This is a genomic window from Nitrospirillum karajorum, assembly GCF_036348415.1.
In the GTDB taxonomy this organism is placed as follows: domain Bacteria; phylum Pseudomonadota; class Alphaproteobacteria; order Azospirillales; family Azospirillaceae; genus Nitrospirillum; species Nitrospirillum amazonense_B.
The window spans coordinates 402,064-418,229 of the sequence record NZ_JAZBQB010000002.1 but is presented as its reverse complement, the minus strand read 5'-3'; the positions used below and the strand labels follow the sequence as shown (position 1 = coordinate 418,229).

Sequence of the window (16,166 nt, the reverse complement as noted above, 5' to 3'; positions counted from 1 at the left end):
CTGAAGGTTCGCTGGACAACCCACCGGCGGGGAAGAACGTCGAAGCATTGGTCGAGTCAAGATGCCTGATACCTGGCGGTGGCCTCGCAAGAAGGAGTTCTTTCGCTACAAGGGGCCTGCACAATGAAGCTGTTGGCTGCAACCGCCTTCGCAACGGGGATGCTGCTGACCGCCGCTATCCAAGCGGATGTCACTCTGCCACCGATGGCCAACCCTCAAGGCTCGCCCGAAATGTTCGGGACCTGGACCATCACCAAAGTCCTCTGCAAAGACTGCGCAGGTCGGCGAGCGGAAGAGGTGGGGACGAAATTCACCTTCGCCCCGACATCGTTCACGGACCCCTTCTCAATCACCTGCACGAATGCCTCTTATCCCAACCGGGCCATACCCGGCGACCAGGTCATGAAACTATTTGGTACCAACTTGCCCAAGAGCGCCAAGAACCTCATTCCTCAGAAGGGGTCAGTCATTGATGCGCGGCTTGCCTGTGACAAAGGTCCCGTTGGCCGGGTTTTGTTCCTGGGTGACGGTAAGGCCATTTATCTCTATGAGGGCGAGGACTATTTCTTAGAGCGCGGCAAGACGCCGTGATTCCTCACCCCGCCCGGCGCGCCCGCTTCATCGCCCCCTCGATATCCGGCAGGAACACCGTCAGGATGCCCAGGGCCGGCAGGTAGGCGCAGATTTTGTAGACGGTGGTGATGCTGGTCAGGTCCGCCAGCCAGCCCAGGGCCGCTGCCGCCACGCCCGCCACCCCGAAGGCCAGGCCGAAGAACAGGCCGGCAACGGTGCCGACCTTGCCCGGCATCAGTTCCTGGGCATAGACGACGATGGCCGGGAAGGCCGAGGCCAGGCACACGCCGATGACACCGCTCAGCACGCTGGTCCAGAACAGGTTGGCGTAGGGTAGGACCAGGGTGAAGGGCAGCACGCCCAGGATGGACCACCAGATGACATGCTTGCGCCCGAAGCGATCACCGATGGGCCCGCCAGCGATGGTGCCCACGGCGGCGGCGCCCAGGAAGATGAACAGGTGCACCTGTGCCGCCTTAACCGACAGGCCGAAGGTCTGTATGAGATAGAAGGTGAAGTAGCTGGTGATGCTGGCCAGGTAGACATACTTGGAGAAGATCAGCGCCAGCAGGATGGCGAAGGCCAGCCCCACTTGGCGCGGCGTCAGGCCGGTCAGATCCTCCTTCACCGCCTTGGCGGCCTTGGGTTTGGCGTTGCGCTTGTACCACAGGCCGATCCTGGCCAGGACGATCATGCCCAGGAAGGCGGCGCACGAGAACCAGGCGATGCTGCCCCGCCCCTGGGGCACGATGATGAAGGCCGCCAGCAGCGGCCCCAGGGCGGAACCGGCGTTGCCCCCCACCTGGAACAGCGACTGGGCCAAGCCATGCCGTCCACCCGACGCCATGCGGGCCACACGCGAGGATTCTGGATGGAAGACGGATGACCCCGTGCCTACCAGGGCCGCCGCCGCCAGCACCAGGGGGAAGCTGGGCGCCATCGCCAGCAGCACCAGGCCCACCAGGGTGAACCCCATACCGATGGACAGCGAATAAGGCTTGGGCTTGGCGTCGGCGTAGAGGCCGATCAAGGGCTGCAGCAGCGATGCGGTGATCTGGTAGACCAAGGTCACCAAGCCCACCTGGCTGAAGCTGAGGTCGAAGCTGCCCTTCAGGATGGGGTAGATGGCCGGCAGCATGGACTGCATCATGTCGTTCAGCAGATGGCAGAAGCTTATGGCCCCCAGCACTGTGAACACCGTGCCCCCAGCCTTTACCGCCGGGCCGCCATCCACGCCCGCGTCCGAAACCGGCGTGGTTTCAATGACGCCTTGCGCTTGGTTCACCAACTCGTCCCCCCTTTTTCACGGCACCCGCCGCCCAAGTGGCTTGCAATTCAGCAGGCGGTGGACAAGCTACCCCGGCAAGGGCCGGCCCGCTTACGGCGTCAGGCCAATTTGTTATGAGAGTGGGCCACCATGGTGCGGAACGTCCGGTCCCTGACACTGGAGGAATTGCCAGCCCCCATTTTCGCCGTGGGCAACGATTATCCCCAGGGCCTCATCCTGCCGCCGCACCGGCATAGCCGCTGTCAATTACTGTACGGCATACGCGGGGTCATGACCGTGGCCACCGCCCAGGGAACCTGGATGGTGCCGCCGGAGCGGGCGGTGTGGATACCCGCCGGTGTGGTGCATGAGGTTGAGATGGTCGCCGGCCCTGGCGCCATGCGCAGCCTGTACATCGCCCCCGCCGTACTGCCACCGGCACGGGAGGAGGGCGCGCTGGATCCCCGGGCGGACCGGTGCCAAGTGGTCGGCATCTCCCCCCTGGTCCACGCGCTTCTGGTCGAGGCGGCGGAGCTGCCCGCCGAAGTCCCCGAGGGAAGCCGGGGAAGCCTGATCATGGCGCTGTTGCTGCACGAACTGCCGTCGCTGCCCGTGCTGCCCTTGTCCATGCCCCTGCCCACCGAGGCGCGGTTGGCCGCCCGCTGCCGCGCCTTCGTGGCAAATCCAGACCCACATGCCACCATAGATGGCTGGGCCCAGGAATTGGCCATGAGCCGCAGGGCGTTCACCCGGCATTTCCGCCGTGAAACGGGGCTCAGCTTCGCCGCGTGGCGCCAACAGGCCTGCCTGTTCGCGGCGCTGCCCCGGCTGGCGGCGGGGGAATCGGTAACGACGGTGGCGCTGGATCTGGGCTATGACAACCCCGCCGCCTTCACCAGCATGTTCAAGCGCCTGCTGGGCGTGCCGCCCAGCCGTTACCTGCGCCCGGACATCGTGCCCGCCCCCTCCTGGACGTGAGCCTCAAGCGTCGATGATGGCGACCGCCCGGGTCCAGCCCGCCGAGGCCCCCTTGATCTTGGCCGGGAAGCAGCTGACGGTGAAGCCGGTGGGGGGCAGCGCCTCCAGGTTATACAGCTTCTCCAGGTGGCAGTAACCGATGTCGCGGCCCGCCTTGTGCCCTTCCCAGATCAGGCCGACGTCCTTGGTCTCGGCGAACTTCTTGGCGGTGTGGGGAAAGGGGGCGTCCCAGCTCCACGCGTCGGTGCCGGTGACGCGCACGCCGCGTTCCGTCAGGTACAGCGTCGCCTCCCGCCCCATGCCGCAGCCGGCACCCAAGAAATCGCCATGGCCATAGCGGGAGCCGGCACGGGTGTTCACCAGCACGATGTCCAAGGGCCGCAGGGTATGGCCGATGCGGGCCAACTCGGCCTCGACCTCGGCGGCACCGACCACATGGCCATCAGGCAGGTGGCGGAAGTCCAGCTTGACCCCAGGGTTGAAGCACCATTCCAGAGGCACCTCATCGATGGTGATGGCCCGTTCGCCCTTGTTCATGGTGGAGGCATAGTGCCAAGGCGCATCGAGGTGGGTGCCGTTGTGGGTGGATAGCCGCACGGTTTCCGAGGCCGCGAACTCCGCGTCCGGCATGTCGTAGGGGTTCAGCTCGGGAAAGAACATCGTCAGTTCGCCCAGCGTGTCCTTATGCGTCTGGTACTCGATATGCGGACGCATGAAGGGCGGGTCGGCCACCACGTCGTTGTCGAGGGTGACGGAGATGTCGATGAAGGTGCGCGCCATGCTGCCGGTTCCTGTCAGTGCCCCACGGGGCCGATGCGAACGACGGGACCGCCCGGGTTCCCCCCGGGTGCGCAGTATCCTTGTTTCCTCCCGTCTTGGGCCGCATTAGACCGGGGCGCGGGGGTAAAAGAAAAATCGATAAAACCCATGCGTCGTCATCGACAGGGCGGATAGATCATGCCCCCTCCGCCACCCGAACGCGGGGGATCAAGGTCCGTACCAGCAGGAAGGCCAGACCGTACGCCACGGCGCAATAGATGAATAGCGGGTGATAGCCGCCATGGGCCGAGAGCCAGGTGGTGGCCTGCAGGATCAGCACCCCGCCCAGATTGCCGCAGAAGGCGCCCACGCCGATGGCCGTGCCCACCATGCGGACGGGAAAGGCGTCGGCCGCCAGCGCGAAGACGTTGGTGGAAAAGCCCTGGTGCGCCGCCAGCACCAGCCCGACCAGCAGGACCGCGGGCCAGGGGTTGTCGGCCAGCAGGGCCAACGGCAAGGGCAGCACCAACAGGGCCGAGGCCGCCATGGGGATCCAGCGCGCCCGGCTGGCCGACACCCCCGCCGCCAGCAGACGCGCCGGCACGATGCCGCCCAGCAATGCCCCCGCCGTGGCCAGGGCGTAGACGGTGGCCACCGGCGCCCCGATGTGGCGCATGTCGAGGTCGAAGCGCTGGTGAAAGAAGTCCGGCATCCACAGCAGCATGAACCACCAGACGGGGTCGGTCAGGAACTTGGCCCCCGCCACGGCCCAGCAATGCCGGTCGCTCAGCAGGCGGCGCCACGGCCACGCCGGCTGATCCTCCACCGGAGCCGCCACAACCTGGACCCGGGGGCGGGAGGGCAGGAGGAACCACGCGGCCAGCCAAACGAAACCGGCGGCGCCGGTGATGAGGAAGGTGAGGTGCCACCCCCATTCCAGCGCCAGCCAAGGCAGGATCAGCGGGGTCAGCACCGCGCCCACGTTGGGGGCGGCGTTCATCAGGCCGATGGCGATGGACCGGCGGTCAGCGGGAAACCAGCCTGCCACCGCTTTGGCCGCCGCCGGCGTGTTGGCGGCCTCCGCCACGCCCAGGGCCAAGCGACAGCCCAGGAACTGTCCCGTGGTCCGCGCGCCGGCGTGGGCCATGGCGGCCAGGCTCCACACCGCCACCGCCAGGGGATAGCCCCAGCGCAACCCCACCTTGTCGATGAACCACCCGGCCCCCACCAGGGCCAGCATGCCCGCCGCCTGGAAGGCGGTCATGACCAGGCCGTAATCCTCCTGCGTCCAGCCCAGATCGGCGTCGATCATGGGCTTCAGCAGCGCCATGCTCTGCCGGTCGGCGTAGTTCAGGGCCGTGGCGGTGAAGACGCAGGCCAGCACCAGCCACGGTGCCCAGCCCAGCGGCCGGCGGGCCGGCAGGGCGGGCCCTTCGGCGGGGGCTTCGGTCACACCGTCCGGGCCGGTGTCGGTCTGCGTCGTCATGCCGTCAGCCTACTCAGAACTTCGTGCGGATGCCCAGCCCCAGGATGCGCTGGGCATCGCGGGGCACGCCCAGGCGGACATAGGTGGTGGAGGGCACGGCCACGCCGTTGACCACGCTGGTGGCGCTGTCCGGCACCTTGGAGGCCGCATAGAACTGGTTCAGCAGGTTCTGGGCGTAGAGACGGACGACGAAGCGATCCTCCGGTGCTGCGAAGTCCACGCCCAGGTTCCAAATCCCATAGGCCCTCTGGATGGTTGCCGGGGACTCGCCGATGTCCATCTGCTGGTCGGAGCGCCAGGAGTAGCTGGTGTCGATGGTGACGCCCACCGGCACGCTGTCCGGTAAAGGCAGCTTGTAGGCCGCATCCGCCGTCAGCTTCCACTTGGGCGCATAGGGCAGCACCTTGCCATTGGGGTAATAGCAGGTGGCCGGCGCGCCGGTGGGGCAGGCGAACTGCACGATGGTGGCGTCGGTGTAGGCGGCGCCCCCGTTCAAGGTCAAGCCGGGCAGGGGCCGCGTCAGGAAGTCCAGTTCCACGCCCTGGGTGCGCACCGTGCCGGCGTTGACCAGGGTGCTGACAACGGCGCCGTTGATGTTGGTGAAGCTGTTGGTCTGGAAGCCGTCGATGTCGTCCCGGAACAGCGCCAGACTGGCCACCACCTTGTTGTCCAGGGCGGAGGTCTTCAGCCCCACCTCATAGGCGTTGGAGGTTTCCGGCGACAGGCGGCCGGTGTTGTTGGCCGCCATGTTGAAGAAGATGTTGTAGGCCGGTCCCTTGTAGCCCTGGGAATAGGTGAAGTAGGCCATGGTGTTGGGCCCCAGATCGTACTGCACCCCCGCCTTGGCCGACGCGTCGTTGCGGCTGTAGTTGTTGGCGCTGGCGAAGCTAGCGCCGATGCCGGCGAAGCCGGTGGCCGTGGCCACGCGCTGGAAGGTGTAGTCCAGTTCGTCATGCGTCAGCCGGCCACCGAAGGTCAGGCGGAAATCATCGGTGATGTGATAGGTGCCCTGGCCGAACAGCGCCTCATTATTAGTGGTCACGCTGTCCACCGCCGTGCCGGAGGCGCGGGCGTAGGTGGAACTGCCCGACGCGCAGGGGATGTTGCCGTTGGCCAGCGCCGCCAGGGTGGAGGCGGTGCAGGTGACGTCCGACCGGGTGAACCGTTCCTTGGTGTCGGTGTGGAAGAAGAAGAACCCGCCGACATAATCGAACCGGCCCCCCAGGTCGGAGGCATAGCGCAGTTCCTGCGAATACTGGTTCAGGTCGACATAGCCGTGGTCGGTCAGGCTGGTGCTGCCGCCCGGGACGGAAGACCCGACATAGGCCGGATAGCTGGCCGTGAAGTCACCGTCGCGCGTCTCCACATTGTGCCAGCCCCGCCAAGCGGAAATGGAGGTGAAGGTGCCCGCCGGCAAGGACCAATCCACCTGGACGGAGGCGCCAAAGTTGCGATCCTTGGTGCGCGGGTCGACGTCGTTGTTGATGTCCTTGTTGGTCGCCGACGGGTAGACGGGGGCCAGGGCCGGGATCAGGCTGCGCACATTGGCGGCGCTGTTGGAAATGACCTGGATGGACTCGGCGCAGCAATTGTCGTCAGCCTCGGCATAGTCGCCGATGAAGGTGACCTTGACCGCGTCGGTGGGCGTCCACTGCAGCTTGGCGCGGGCCCCCTTGTGGTCATAGCCGTTGATATCATGGCCATTATGGACGTTGCGGGCGTTGCCGTCGGCGTGGCCGTAGAAGGCGGCCAACTGCGCCACCAGGTCGCTGCTGATGGGGGCGGAAATGGAACTGCGCAGCCGCACCTCGCCATTGTCGGCGCCCGAAGCTTCGGCATAGCCGCCGAAGCTGTGCTGGGGCTCCGCCGTCACGATGTTGATGACGCCGGCCGAGGCGTTCTTGCCGAACAGCGTGCCCTGGGGACCGCGCAGCACCTCGACCCGGTCAATGTCCAGCAGGTCGGTCACCGCCATGCCGGAGCGGGCGTAGACGACGCCGTCCACCACGGTGGACACGCTGGGCTCGGCACCCGAGCTGAACGACAGGGTGCCGATGCCGCGGATGTTGAGCGCGGAATTCTTGTTGGTGGTGCCCTTGCGGAAGGTCACGCCGGGAACGAGGTTGGGCAAGGATTCGGACGTGCTGACGCCGGCACGGGCCAGCGCGTCACCGGTGACGACGGACAAGGCGACAGGAACGGAGGTCAGGTTTTCACCCCGCTTCTGCGCCGTCACGATGATCTCGGTCAGGGTGTCGGCATCGGCGGGGCTGGACTGCGGCGCCTCGGCGGCATGGGCGCCGGCGCCGGCCAGCGACAGCGCCAGGGCGACCCCGCCCAGCAGACGAACTGACAAACGACCTTTACCCGTCAATCCGACAACGGTGTTGGCAACGGCCTGCATCCCTTGAACCCCCTTCTGGGCTTAATTCACATTGAAAGATGTGTTTATTTAGGATTTTTCACGGACATATTTGGCACGTAAATTAACGCGGTCAACGACCTTCATCGCCAATTTGGACAATTGGCGTATGCGTGGCGAACATTCCCCACAAAAAATCAGTTGAAACATAGGTCGGTGGTGTGGACAGTGGGCGCGCCTGGACAGGGGCCCGATCGCCCTGGTCAGCACCAACGATTTCGCTTCATGTTCAGGGACTTAACAATTCCGTTCCCGGACATGCCCGCCAGATGGAAAGGCCTGAGCCCCCATGTCGAACACCACATCTCCGTCCTCCCAGACGTCGTTATCGGCCGCCCCCCGTTGTGAGGTGAGCTGGTTTTCCGCCCTCTGCGACGACGACTACGAATTCCTGGGTGTGCGCGATCCGGCCCTGCTGTCCAGTTTCGAGCACTGTCGGAATATCGTGCTGACCGCGGAGAAGGGGGGCTACGATAACATCCTTTTGCCGTCTGGCTACAGCCTGGGCATCGACACCACCGCCTTCGCCGCCGCCATGGCCCCGCTGCTGCGCCGGCTGAAGCTGCTGGTGGCCATCCGCTGTGGGGAAATGTGGCCGCCGCAGTTGGCGCGCCAGTTGGCCACGCTGGACCAGATGCTGCAGGGCCGGCTCAGCATCAACATCATCTCCAGCGACATGCCGGGCGAAACCCTGTCCAGCGCCGCCCGCTACACCCGCACGACCGAACTGATGGCGCTGTTGCGCAGCCTGCTGAACGGCGAGGCGGTGGACTTCAAGGGTGAGTTCTACAACGTCGCGGTCGAGCCGCCGCGCGTGCGGCCCGTCAGCGGCCGGGCGCCGCTGTTCTATTTCGGCGGCCTGTCGGAAGACGCGCGGGAGGCGGCGGCCAAGGGGGCCGACGTGTACCTGATGTGGCCCGACCGCCTGAGCGAGGTGAAGGCCATCGTCGATGACCTGTCCGCCCGCGCCACCCGCCACGGCCGCACACTGCGCTTCGGCTATCGCGTCCATGTCGTGGTGCGCGAAACCGAAGCGGAGGCCCGCGCCGCCGCCGATCGCCTACTGTCCCGCCTGGACGCGGCGGAGGGTGAGCGCATCCGCAAGCAGTCGCTGGACAGCGCCTCCCTGGGCGTCAGCCGCCAGGCCGGCCTGCGCGAGGCGGCGGACAATGACGGCTATGTCGAGGAGAACCTGTGGACCGGCATCGGCCGCGCCCGGTCCGGCTGCGGTGCCGCGATCGTCGGCGATCCCGACCAGGTGCTGGCCAAGCTGCGGGCCTACCAGGCGGCGGGGATCGAGGCCTTCGTTCTTTCAGGTTACCCGCATGCGCGGGAATGCGACCTGTTCGCCCGTTACGTCCTGCCCCACCTGAACCACGGCCCCCTCTGAAATCCCCGGGGGCCGAAGCGGGGGTGGGAACATCTGTTCCCTTACCCCCGCCGCCCCCGCCGGTATACAAACGGCCTGCGGCGGGAGTGGGGGAATGGGCAGCCATGGCTGTGGAAGAGTACAGGCAGCGGGTGAAATCGGAAAAGCGGTCGGCCGCCCTGGCCGCCGCGGGCAAGGCCTTCCTGTCCCAGGGCTATGACCGGACCACCCTGGCCCAGGTGGCGAAGGAGGCCGGCATCTCCACCGGCACCCTGTTCAAGCACTTCCCCACCAAGGCCACCCTGTTCGAAGGCATCATGGAACAGTTGTGGGAGGCGGACCCGGAACTGCAACGCCCCTTGCCGCCGCCGGGCAACCCGGCCGGGGGCCTGACCGCCATCGGCCATGATTACGCCGGCAAGCTGCGCCAGCCCCATACCGGCCCCTTGTTCCGCGTCATCATCGCGGAGGCGCCGCGCTTCCCCGAATTGGGCCAAGCCCTGTTCCAGCGGGGCAAAGCGCCCTATCTGGACCGCCTGCATGCCTATCTGCGCTCGGAAATCGCGGCCGGCACCATGGCCATCCATGACGTTCCCCTGGCCGCCCGCCAGTTCCTGGGCATGATCAACGACTTGATCTTCTGGCCCACCTTCCTGGCCGCCGACCAGGGGGTGAGCGATGCGGAGGTGGGGCGGGTGATCGATGAGGCCGTACTGACCCTGCTGGCGCGCTACGGCCGCGGCGTCACGGGCGGGGCGGAACGGCGACCTTGAGCCGCTGGGCGAACAGCCACTCCCGCCAGCCGGGCGCCAGGATCATGTCCGGCGGCAAGCGGTGCTCCATACCCTGGTATCGGATGAAGACGGGGGCGCCACCGGCAGCGGCCACCGCCTCGGCCCAGGCATGGTCGGGGGCGTAAGGGTTTTCCATATCGGCGTCACCATGCACCTGCAGGGTGGGCACGGCGGCCACCCCTGCAGCTTGCGTCCGGTCCGGCGGCACGGCGGAGAAGGCGACCGCCGCAGCGAAGCGGCCGGGCTTGGCCACCAGCGCATCCAGCGCCGCCGAGGCCCCCATGGAGAAGCCCACGACATAAATCCGCGTCGTGTCCACCGGCAGGCGCCCCACCAGATCGTCCACCAGGGCCAAGACGGCGGGCAGGGAAGCACCAGGGTGGGATGCCAAAAGGCCGTCCACCCCCGGCGCGTAGTCGGCGCTGCGCGTGTCCACCTGCGGTACCACCACATAGGCGGGGAAGCGCTGTCGCAGGTCAGGCAGCGCCCAAGCCTTGGCGAAGCCAGTCATCTGCCCGGCGTTATCCTGGCCGATGCTGCCGGAGCCGTGCAGGACCACCACCAGAGGCAGCTTGGCCAAAGTCGACTGCGCCGCCACCGTCGCCGGTGCCAACAGACGATAGGGCACCGCGCGGCCGTCTGGGGCCGTGTAGGTCTTGGCGACAAAGTCGTCGCTCAGCGGCGCCTTGATGACGTCGTCCATGGCCTTAAGATCTGAGGGGAACGGGGCATAGGGCAGGGTACGCTCGTCCACGCGCCCGGTCTGTGCCCAAGCGCCCGAAACCAGCGCCATCATCGACACCGCCACCCATCCCATCCGCAGCACGGCCACCCTCTTCTTCAGTCCGCCAGCAACATGGGGGCGCGGCCGTCGACCAGCAAGCGGTCGCTCTCATCCTTCAGCGCCACGCCCGTCACCCGCCGGCGCAACGCCTCCCGCAACAGCCAGGCCAGCTTGAAGGCCGCCAAGTCGTGGGACAGGCCGCCATCCCGGATGTTGGACAGGCAGTTGCGCTCCGCGTCCAGGCGCCCGGGGGTGGGGTTCAGGGTGAGATAGACGCCCAGGCTATCGGGGGCGGACAGGCCCGGTCGTTCCCCGATCAGCATGGCCACGGCGCGCGCGCCCAGCGCCTGGCCCACGGCGTCGCCCAGGGCCACCCGCGCCTGGGATGCCACCACCACCGGCGCCAGGCGCCAACCCTCCCGCCGGACCCAGGGCAGGAGGGCGGTGAGCAGGGGCAGGGCCTGGCGATGCACGGCGGTGGCCGACAGGCCGTCGGCGACGACGATGGCCAGGTCAGGGGCGCCCCCGGCCAGGGGGGGCAGCGATTCCCGGCTGGCCGCATCCAGCAGGCGTCCCAGGTCTGGACGGTTAAGATAGGTGGTGCGGTCTGGCGCGGCGCTGTGCACCGCCACCGGCGCCAGATCCAGGGCCGCCAGTTGCTCCACCAGCCCGGCGGCGTCAAACGGCGTGTGCACGGCATCCCGCGCCTGGGCATGGGCCAGGGCAAAGCGCAGCACCTCCGCCGTCGGCAGGCTATCGCCCGCGCGGCCCAGGGCGATGCGCGCGGGGGTGGCACCGGCCAAGTGCGCCCAGGCGTCGGGCGTGACCGTTGGCCGGTCCATCAGCGCCATCCCCGCAGCAGGGGCTGGCCGGGCGACTGGGACAGGGGGCGGCCGTCCGCGCCGGCGATGCCCATGGCGACCAGCCATGCCTCGAACTCCGGCGCCCGCTTCAGCCCCAACAGGCGCCGGACATAGAGGGCGTCATGAAAGGAGGTCGACTGGTAATTCAGCATGACGTCATCGGCCCCCGGCACGCCCATGATGTAGGACACGCCCGCGGTGGCCAGCAGGGTCAGCAGCGTGTCCATGTCGTCCTGGTCGGCCTCGGCATGGTTGGTGTAGCAGACGTCGCAGCCCAGCGGCAGGCCCAGCAGCTTGCCGCAGAAATGGTCCTCCAGCCCGGCGCGGATGATCTGCTTGCCGTCGTAAAGGTATTCCGGCCCGATGAAGCCGACGACCGTGTTGACCAGCAGGGGCCGGAACTCCCGCGCCACGGCGTAGGCCCGTGCCTCCAGCGTCTGTTGGTCCACGCCATGGTGGGCGCCGGCGGACAGGGCGCTGCCCTGGCCGGTCTCGAAATACATGACGTTGTCGCCCACCGTGCCGCGCTTCAGCGCCTGGGCGGCCTCCATCCCCTCGCGCAGCAGGGCCAGGCTGACGCCGAATCCCTGGTTGGCCGCCTGGGTCCCCGCCACCGACTGGAACACCAGATCCAGCGGGACGCCCCGGTTCATCAGTTCGATGCTGGTGGTGACATGGGTCAGGATACAGGCCTGGGTGGGGATGGCGAAACGCTGGATGACGCCATCGATCAGGCACGCCAGGTCGCCCAGGACCGTGAGACTGTCCGATACCGGATTCAGGCCGATGACCGCATCGCCGCAGCCATAGAGCAAGCCATCCAGGATGCTCGCCGCCACCCCGCCTGGGTCATCCGCCGGGTGGTTGGGCTGCAGCCGCACGGCAAGGGTGCCCGGCAGGCCGATGGTGTTGCGGAACCGGGTGATGACGACGCACTTGCGCGCCGCCAGGATAAGGTCCTGGTTGCGCATGATCTTGGATACCGCCGCCGCCATTTCCGGCGTCAGGCCGGGGGCCAGGGCGGCCAGCGCGTCCGTCGTCGCCTGGTCGGACAGCAGGTAGTCACGGAACCCGCCCACCGTCAGGTGCGACACCGGGGCGAAGGCCGCCGCGTCGTGCCGGTCCAGGATCAGGCGGGTGACCTCATCCGCCTCATAGGGCACCAGCGCCTCGGTCAGGAAAGTCTTCAGCGGCAGGTCGGCCAGGCACATCTTGGCCGCCACGTTCTCCTCCGCGCTGGCGGCGGCGATACCGGCCAGCCGGTCGCCGGACCGGAGGGGCGTCGCCTTGGCCATCAAGTCCTTCAGGTCGGTGAAGTTCCAGGTGCGGGGCCCCACGGTGATGCGGTACGGCGCGCGTCCAACCAAACCCGTCTCCCCCAAGCGACATCACCCACGACGTGATCATGACATCGAACATGGACGCCGAGAAGCGTCGAGCAACGCCTCACAACTACTCGTTAAAGTTATATTAATGGTGACTTTTTTCTCTATAAGTTGATAATGTCACGCATACACCCGCAAAGCCTGGCCCTGGTTCGCCGGCTCATCCACAAGTGACAGGGGGAAGCATGCGTGTCCCTTCTTCAACCGCCACCTTGGCCGTGCTGCTCGGCATCGGCTTGATGCCCACGGCCGCGATGGCGCAGATCGTTCCTGTTGATATTCCAGCCTCTTACGCCATCGGCACGCAGGGCGCCACCCTTCAAGGCTGGGTGACCAACAACAACCAGGACCAGCTGCGTCAGCACAGCTGGACCGTCTGGGCCGGTCTGAATGCGGCGTCCGGCACCACTTATGATGGCAAGGAACTGCCGGTTTGGGAAACTTGGCTGGGCACGGAAGAGGTGTTCGCCACACCGCAATCCAAGGTGGCGGCATCGGGCGGCGATAAAATGGCGGAGCCAGCGCGGCATTTCAGGCGCCCTCATCAGTTCGCCCACTTGGCGCTATTGCGCGGCAACGCCCTCCCCAACGACCCGGCCAGCAGCACCCAGGTGGTGTCGTTCAACAAGTTCAGCCCCGCCGCGGCGAAATTCATCCGGTCACCGCAGTACATCGCCGGGCTGCAAGGGACCTATGAGGTCAATTCCCAAACGGCGTTGAACAAGATCAACGCCGCCTGGCCTAGCGGCACGCCCACCGAGAACCGCAGCATCAGCGAATTCCCGGTGGAGGCCCTGGAACTGAAGCCGGTGATGAGCGTGGTGAAGGCCACGGGCCTGACGCCCGTGCCGCTGTGGCAAGGGCCGGCACAATCGACCAATGCCAAGAACCCCACCCCGGAAACCTGGAAAGTCTGCGTCGCCATCGACCCGACCGCCACGGGGGACGAGATCATCCCGGCCGGCAAGAAGCTGAGCAAGGAACAGATCGCCACCTTGGATGCCTCAGCCAAGGCCGCCAAGCTATCCTGCACCGTGCAGTACTATGCGTCGGTGACGGTGCTTTATAACTTCAAGCTGAGTGAGGAAGAGGCGCAGGCCTTGAGCAAGACCCAGCAGGTCAAGGCGGCTGCAGGCGACTATGGCGTGCTGGTGGCCATGCATGTCAACACCAAGGAAGTGCCATTCTGGGCCTGGCAGACATTCTATTGGCAACCGGGTGCCGACACGCCCAACAAGTATCCGGGCAGCAAGCAGGGGCAGCCCGCCAACCTACCCGCACCCTACCGCAATTACGCCATGTGCACCAACTACAGCCAGCAGGTGCCGGCCGTGGCCACCAGCGGGCAGAAACAGAAGATGGACGTGTGCTTCAACCCCTATCTCGAGACCGATCCGGGCATTCCCGACGGAATCCAGTCCAATTGCATCAGCTGTCATGCCTTGGCCGGCGTGGGCAAGGGGCCGACCTATCCCGCCAACTACAAACAGCCCATCAACCTGTTCGCCGACAAGCAGTACTTCACCGACCAGGCCACCCGCGCCGACTTCTCCTGGGCCGTCGCCGACGCGCCGAAGTAATTCGACGACAATTCGGGGATTCGGGGGCGCCAGTGGCGCTCCCGGCTCCAGCGGCGCAAGTGGTCCCGGTCAGGTGCGGGAAAGTGGCCCGAGTGCGCAGCCGCCAGCCTGATATGCTCCGCTACCGGGAATGTCTGAATCTGAAAGGGACGGACATGGGCCGGTTGATGCCTTCCACAATATTGGCGGCAACTTTGGGCGCATGCTTGCTGTTGGCTGGCACCGCCGTGGCCGACGGGGTGGTGGCGCTGGCGCTTGACACATCGGAGGCTGACGAGGCCCTGCGCATCCTGGAAAAGCAGGCGACTCGCCAAACCATTACGGCCGAGGATTGGAACCGCTTGTTCGCCACCAAGCCTTATCAATGGCTGAAGGCCCGGGAAGCGGCCATGGGGCGCCCGCTTACCGATGAGGATTTCCAACGTTTCCTCCTGTCGCCGGAAGCGGCGACACAGCGGACTGAATGGGCGTCGACCCTGGCGGCCATGAAACAGGCGGATATGGCCAGGCTCGCCACCGGGGTTCTGGCCTGGCTGCCCGCAGGCGCCAGCATCCATGCCCAGGTGTTCCCGGAGATCAAACCGCAACGAAACAGCTTCGTCTGGAAAAAGTCAGCGCCGGCGGAAGGCGATAGTGATGGCCCAGCCATCTTCCTGGCCGTCAGCCATCAGTCGCAAGACCAGTTCGAAAACACGGTCGCCCATGAATGCCACCATATCGGCCTGGCAAGCCTGGACAGCCGACAGGAGGAATTGCAGGCGCGCCTGCCGGCGAACGTGCGGCGGGCCGTGCATTGGCTCAGCGCCTTCGGGGAGGGGGCGGCCATGCTGGCCGCCGCCGGTGCCGAGCGGCATCCCCATTGGGAGGATGACGCCAACACCCGCGCCCGGTGGGACGGCGACATGCAGCATTTCGCCACTGACCTGGCCGCCATCCAGCAATTGCTGCTGGACATCCTGGACGGAACGCTGACCCAGGACGGGGACATCATGAAGCGCGCCGCGCCCTTCTGGGGTGACGCGCAAGGGGCGTGGTACACCGTCGGCTATGAAATGGCCGTGCTGGTCGAAAGGCGCTTCGGCCGCGCGGCCTTCAACGAGTGCCTGCTGGACCCCCGCAAGCTGCTGGAACTCTATAACCAGGAGGCGCAGGAGGCCAACGCCCGGGGCGCCCGGCTGGCAACTTGGTCGCCCGACGTGCTGAAACGGTTGCGGGACGGGTGACGCTGAAAGGCGCCAATCGGGGGTGCCAATCGAAAGCCAAGGAACGGGCGCGACAACCGCGATGTTATTGTGTACCAATCCCTTGGTAGACATGACATTGCCCAGGATAGCCGCCCATGACGATCCATGAGGACGAAGCGCCGGCCCCGGCGACGCGTTTTCCCGCCCTCATCCTCTTCATCGTGCTGGTTCTAGGCATCGGCCTGACCCTGGGTTATCTGACGGCGCCGGCCGAGTGGTATCGCAACCTGGCCAAGCCCGGCTTCACCCCGCCGAACTGGGTGTTCGCCCCGGCCTGGACCCTGCTGTATGTCCTGATCGCCGTGGCCGGCTGGCTGACGTGGCGGCGGGATCGCGATAGCCGGCCCATGCGCCTGTGGTGGATCCAGATGGTACTGAACTTCTGCTGGTCCCCCATCTTCTTCGCCGCGCATCTGCCCGGCCTGGCCCTGGCCATCATCCTGGCTTTGCTGGCCACCATCCTGGCCTTCATCGCCACCGCCTGGCGCCAGGACCGCACGGCCGCCCTGTTGTTCCTGCCTTATGCCGCTTGGGTCAGCTTCGCCAACGCGCTGAACGTCGGTATCTGGATCCTGAACTAAAAACCCGGCCACCGGCGGTAGCCTCCGCAACCCGTGCGACAAATTCTCCCGCCCGCGCTCCGCGCGTGACCGTCCTTAGGC

Annotated in this window: 14 protein-coding genes; 7 read left to right on the top strand and 7 right to left on the bottom strand. The window is 66.5% G+C overall.

Annotated elements, in window-relative coordinates; translation table 11 throughout:
- The first annotated feature begins 123 nt into the window (after window positions 1-123).
- Entirely contained in the window at window positions 124-591 is a 468-nt protein-coding gene (locus tag UCD39_RS09525) for a hypothetical protein (protein ID WP_330495793.1), read from the top strand.
- 4 nt (window positions 592-595) lie between these two features.
- On the opposite strand, the gene UCD39_RS09520 is transcribed toward UCD39_RS09525, so the two are convergent.
- On the bottom strand, window positions 596-1,858 hold the full coding sequence (locus UCD39_RS09520; RefSeq protein WP_330495792.1) for an MFS transporter: 1,263 nt from the start codon (window positions 1,856-1,858) through the stop codon (window positions 596-598).
- Between the two features lie 132 nt (window positions 1,859-1,990).
- Here UCD39_RS09520 and UCD39_RS09515 point away from each other — a divergent pair, with 132 nt between their 5' ends.
- Window positions 1,991-2,818 (top strand): AraC family transcriptional regulator, encoded by an 828-nt coding sequence (locus UCD39_RS09515; RefSeq protein WP_330495791.1) that lies wholly within the window; start codon window positions 1,991-1,993, stop codon window positions 2,816-2,818.
- Window positions 2,819-2,821: 3 nt separating this feature from the next.
- On the opposite strand, the gene UCD39_RS09510 is transcribed toward UCD39_RS09515, so the two are convergent.
- The 3 genes from UCD39_RS09510 to UCD39_RS09500 all read right to left on the bottom strand — a co-directional run bounded on the left by UCD39_RS09510 (window position 2,822) and on the right by UCD39_RS09500 (window position 7,467).
- Entirely contained in the window at window positions 2,822-3,598 is a 777-nt protein-coding gene (locus UCD39_RS09510) for a cyclase family protein (RefSeq protein ID WP_330495790.1), read from the bottom strand.
- A 175-nt stretch (window positions 3,599-3,773) separates the two neighbouring features.
- Window positions 3,774-5,063: an MFS transporter gene (locus UCD39_RS09505; RefSeq protein WP_330495789.1), complete on the bottom strand. Its 1,290-nt coding sequence runs from the start codon at window positions 5,061-5,063 to the stop codon at window positions 3,774-3,776.
- 13 nt (window positions 5,064-5,076) lie between these two features.
- A complete protein-coding gene (locus UCD39_RS09500; protein WP_330495788.1) occupies window positions 5,077-7,467 on the bottom strand; it encodes a TonB-dependent receptor in 2,391 nt (796 codons plus the stop codon).
- A 367-nt stretch (window positions 7,468-7,834) separates the two neighbouring features.
- Between UCD39_RS09500 and UCD39_RS09495 the strand changes: the two genes are divergently transcribed.
- Window positions 7,835-8,875, top strand: coding sequence for an LLM class flavin-dependent oxidoreductase (locus tag UCD39_RS09495; RefSeq protein WP_330495787.1), 1,041 nt, complete (start codon window positions 7,835-7,837; stop codon window positions 8,873-8,875).
- A 104-nt stretch (window positions 8,876-8,979) separates the two neighbouring features.
- A complete protein-coding gene (locus UCD39_RS09490; protein ID WP_330495786.1) occupies window positions 8,980-9,627 on the top strand; it encodes a TetR/AcrR family transcriptional regulator in 648 nt (215 codons plus the stop codon).
- Here the strand turns inward: UCD39_RS09490 and UCD39_RS09485 are convergent.
- From UCD39_RS09485 to UCD39_RS09475, 3 genes are read right to left on the bottom strand one after another with little or no spacing between them, the layout of a single operon-like run.
- Window positions 9,599-10,465, bottom strand: a complete 867-nt coding sequence (locus UCD39_RS09485; RefSeq protein WP_330496534.1) for a carboxylesterase family protein — start codon at window positions 10,463-10,465, stop codon at window positions 9,599-9,601. The two genes, UCD39_RS09490 and UCD39_RS09485, sit on opposite strands and share 29 nt — an antisense overlap.
- A gap of 23 nt (window positions 10,466-10,488) precedes the next feature.
- Complete coding sequence (gene eutC, locus UCD39_RS09480) at window positions 10,489-11,274, bottom strand: ethanolamine ammonia-lyase subunit EutC (protein WP_330495785.1); 786 nt, start codon at window positions 11,272-11,274, stop codon at window positions 10,489-10,491.
- Window positions 11,274-12,590, bottom strand: coding sequence for an ethanolamine ammonia-lyase subunit EutB (locus UCD39_RS09475; RefSeq protein WP_442943642.1), 1,317 nt, complete (start codon window positions 12,588-12,590; stop codon window positions 11,274-11,276). Before UCD39_RS09475 ends, eutC begins: the two co-directional genes overlap by 1 nt.
- Before the next feature lie 275 nt (window positions 12,591-12,865).
- Here UCD39_RS09475 and UCD39_RS09470 point away from each other — a divergent pair, with 275 nt between their 5' ends.
- The 3 genes from UCD39_RS09470 to UCD39_RS09460 all read left to right on the top strand — a co-directional run bounded on the left by UCD39_RS09470 (window position 12,866) and on the right by UCD39_RS09460 (window position 16,085).
- The gene (locus UCD39_RS09470; protein ID WP_330495783.1) at window positions 12,866-14,260 is read left to right on the top strand and encodes a hypothetical protein; all 1,395 of its coding nucleotides are present in this window, start codon (window positions 12,866-12,868) and stop codon (window positions 14,258-14,260) included.
- 212 nt (window positions 14,261-14,472) lie between these two features.
- On the top strand, window positions 14,473-15,483 hold the full coding sequence (locus tag UCD39_RS09465) for a DUF5700 domain-containing putative Zn-dependent protease (protein ID WP_330495782.1): 1,011 nt from the start codon (window positions 14,473-14,475) through the stop codon (window positions 15,481-15,483).
- 116 nt (window positions 15,484-15,599) lie between these two features.
- Window positions 15,600-16,085 carry a TspO/MBR family protein gene (locus tag UCD39_RS09460; protein WP_330495781.1) on the top strand — a complete coding sequence of 162 codons (486 nt, stop codon included), beginning with the start codon at window positions 15,600-15,602 and terminating at the stop codon, window positions 16,083-16,085.
- Window positions 16,086-16,166 lie beyond the last annotated feature (81 nt).

What these genes read in the sequence shown, in the direction of transcription:
- UCD39_RS09510 (WP_330495790.1), bottom strand. Translation starts at nt 3,598, where the DNA reads ATGGCGCGCACCTTCATCGACATCTCCGTCACCCTCGACAACGACGTG.
- eutC (WP_330495785.1), bottom strand. Translation starts at nt 11,274, where the DNA reads ATGGACCGGCCAACGGTCACGCCCGACGCCTGGGCGCACTTGGCCGGT.
- UCD39_RS09475 (WP_442943642.1), bottom strand. Translation starts at nt 12,590, where the DNA reads ATGGCCAAGGCGACGCCCCTCCGGTCCGGCGACCGGCTGGCCGGTATC.
- UCD39_RS09525 (WP_330495793.1), top strand. Translation starts at nt 124, where the DNA reads ATGAAGCTGTTGGCTGCAACCGCCTTCGCAACGGGGATGCTGCTGACC.
- UCD39_RS09470 (WP_330495783.1), top strand. Translation starts at nt 12,866, where the DNA reads ATGCGTGTCCCTTCTTCAACCGCCACCTTGGCCGTGCTGCTCGGCATC.
- UCD39_RS09515 (WP_330495791.1), top strand. Translation starts at nt 1,991, where the DNA reads ATGGTGCGGAACGTCCGGTCCCTGACACTGGAGGAATTGCCAGCCCCC.
- UCD39_RS09460 (WP_330495781.1), top strand. Translation starts at nt 15,600, where the DNA reads ATGACGATCCATGAGGACGAAGCGCCGGCCCCGGCGACGCGTTTTCCC.
- UCD39_RS09500 (WP_330495788.1), bottom strand. Translation starts at nt 7,467, where the DNA reads ATGCAGGCCGTTGCCAACACCGTTGTCGGATTGACGGGTAAAGGTCGT.
- UCD39_RS09490 (WP_330495786.1), top strand. Translation starts at nt 8,980, where the DNA reads ATGGCTGTGGAAGAGTACAGGCAGCGGGTGAAATCGGAAAAGCGGTCG.
- UCD39_RS09485 (WP_330496534.1), bottom strand. Translation starts at nt 10,465, where the DNA reads ATGGGATGGGTGGCGGTGTCGATGATGGCGCTGGTTTCGGGCGCTTGG.
- UCD39_RS09505 (WP_330495789.1), bottom strand. Translation starts at nt 5,063, where the DNA reads ATGACGACGCAGACCGACACCGGCCCGGACGGTGTGACCGAAGCCCCC.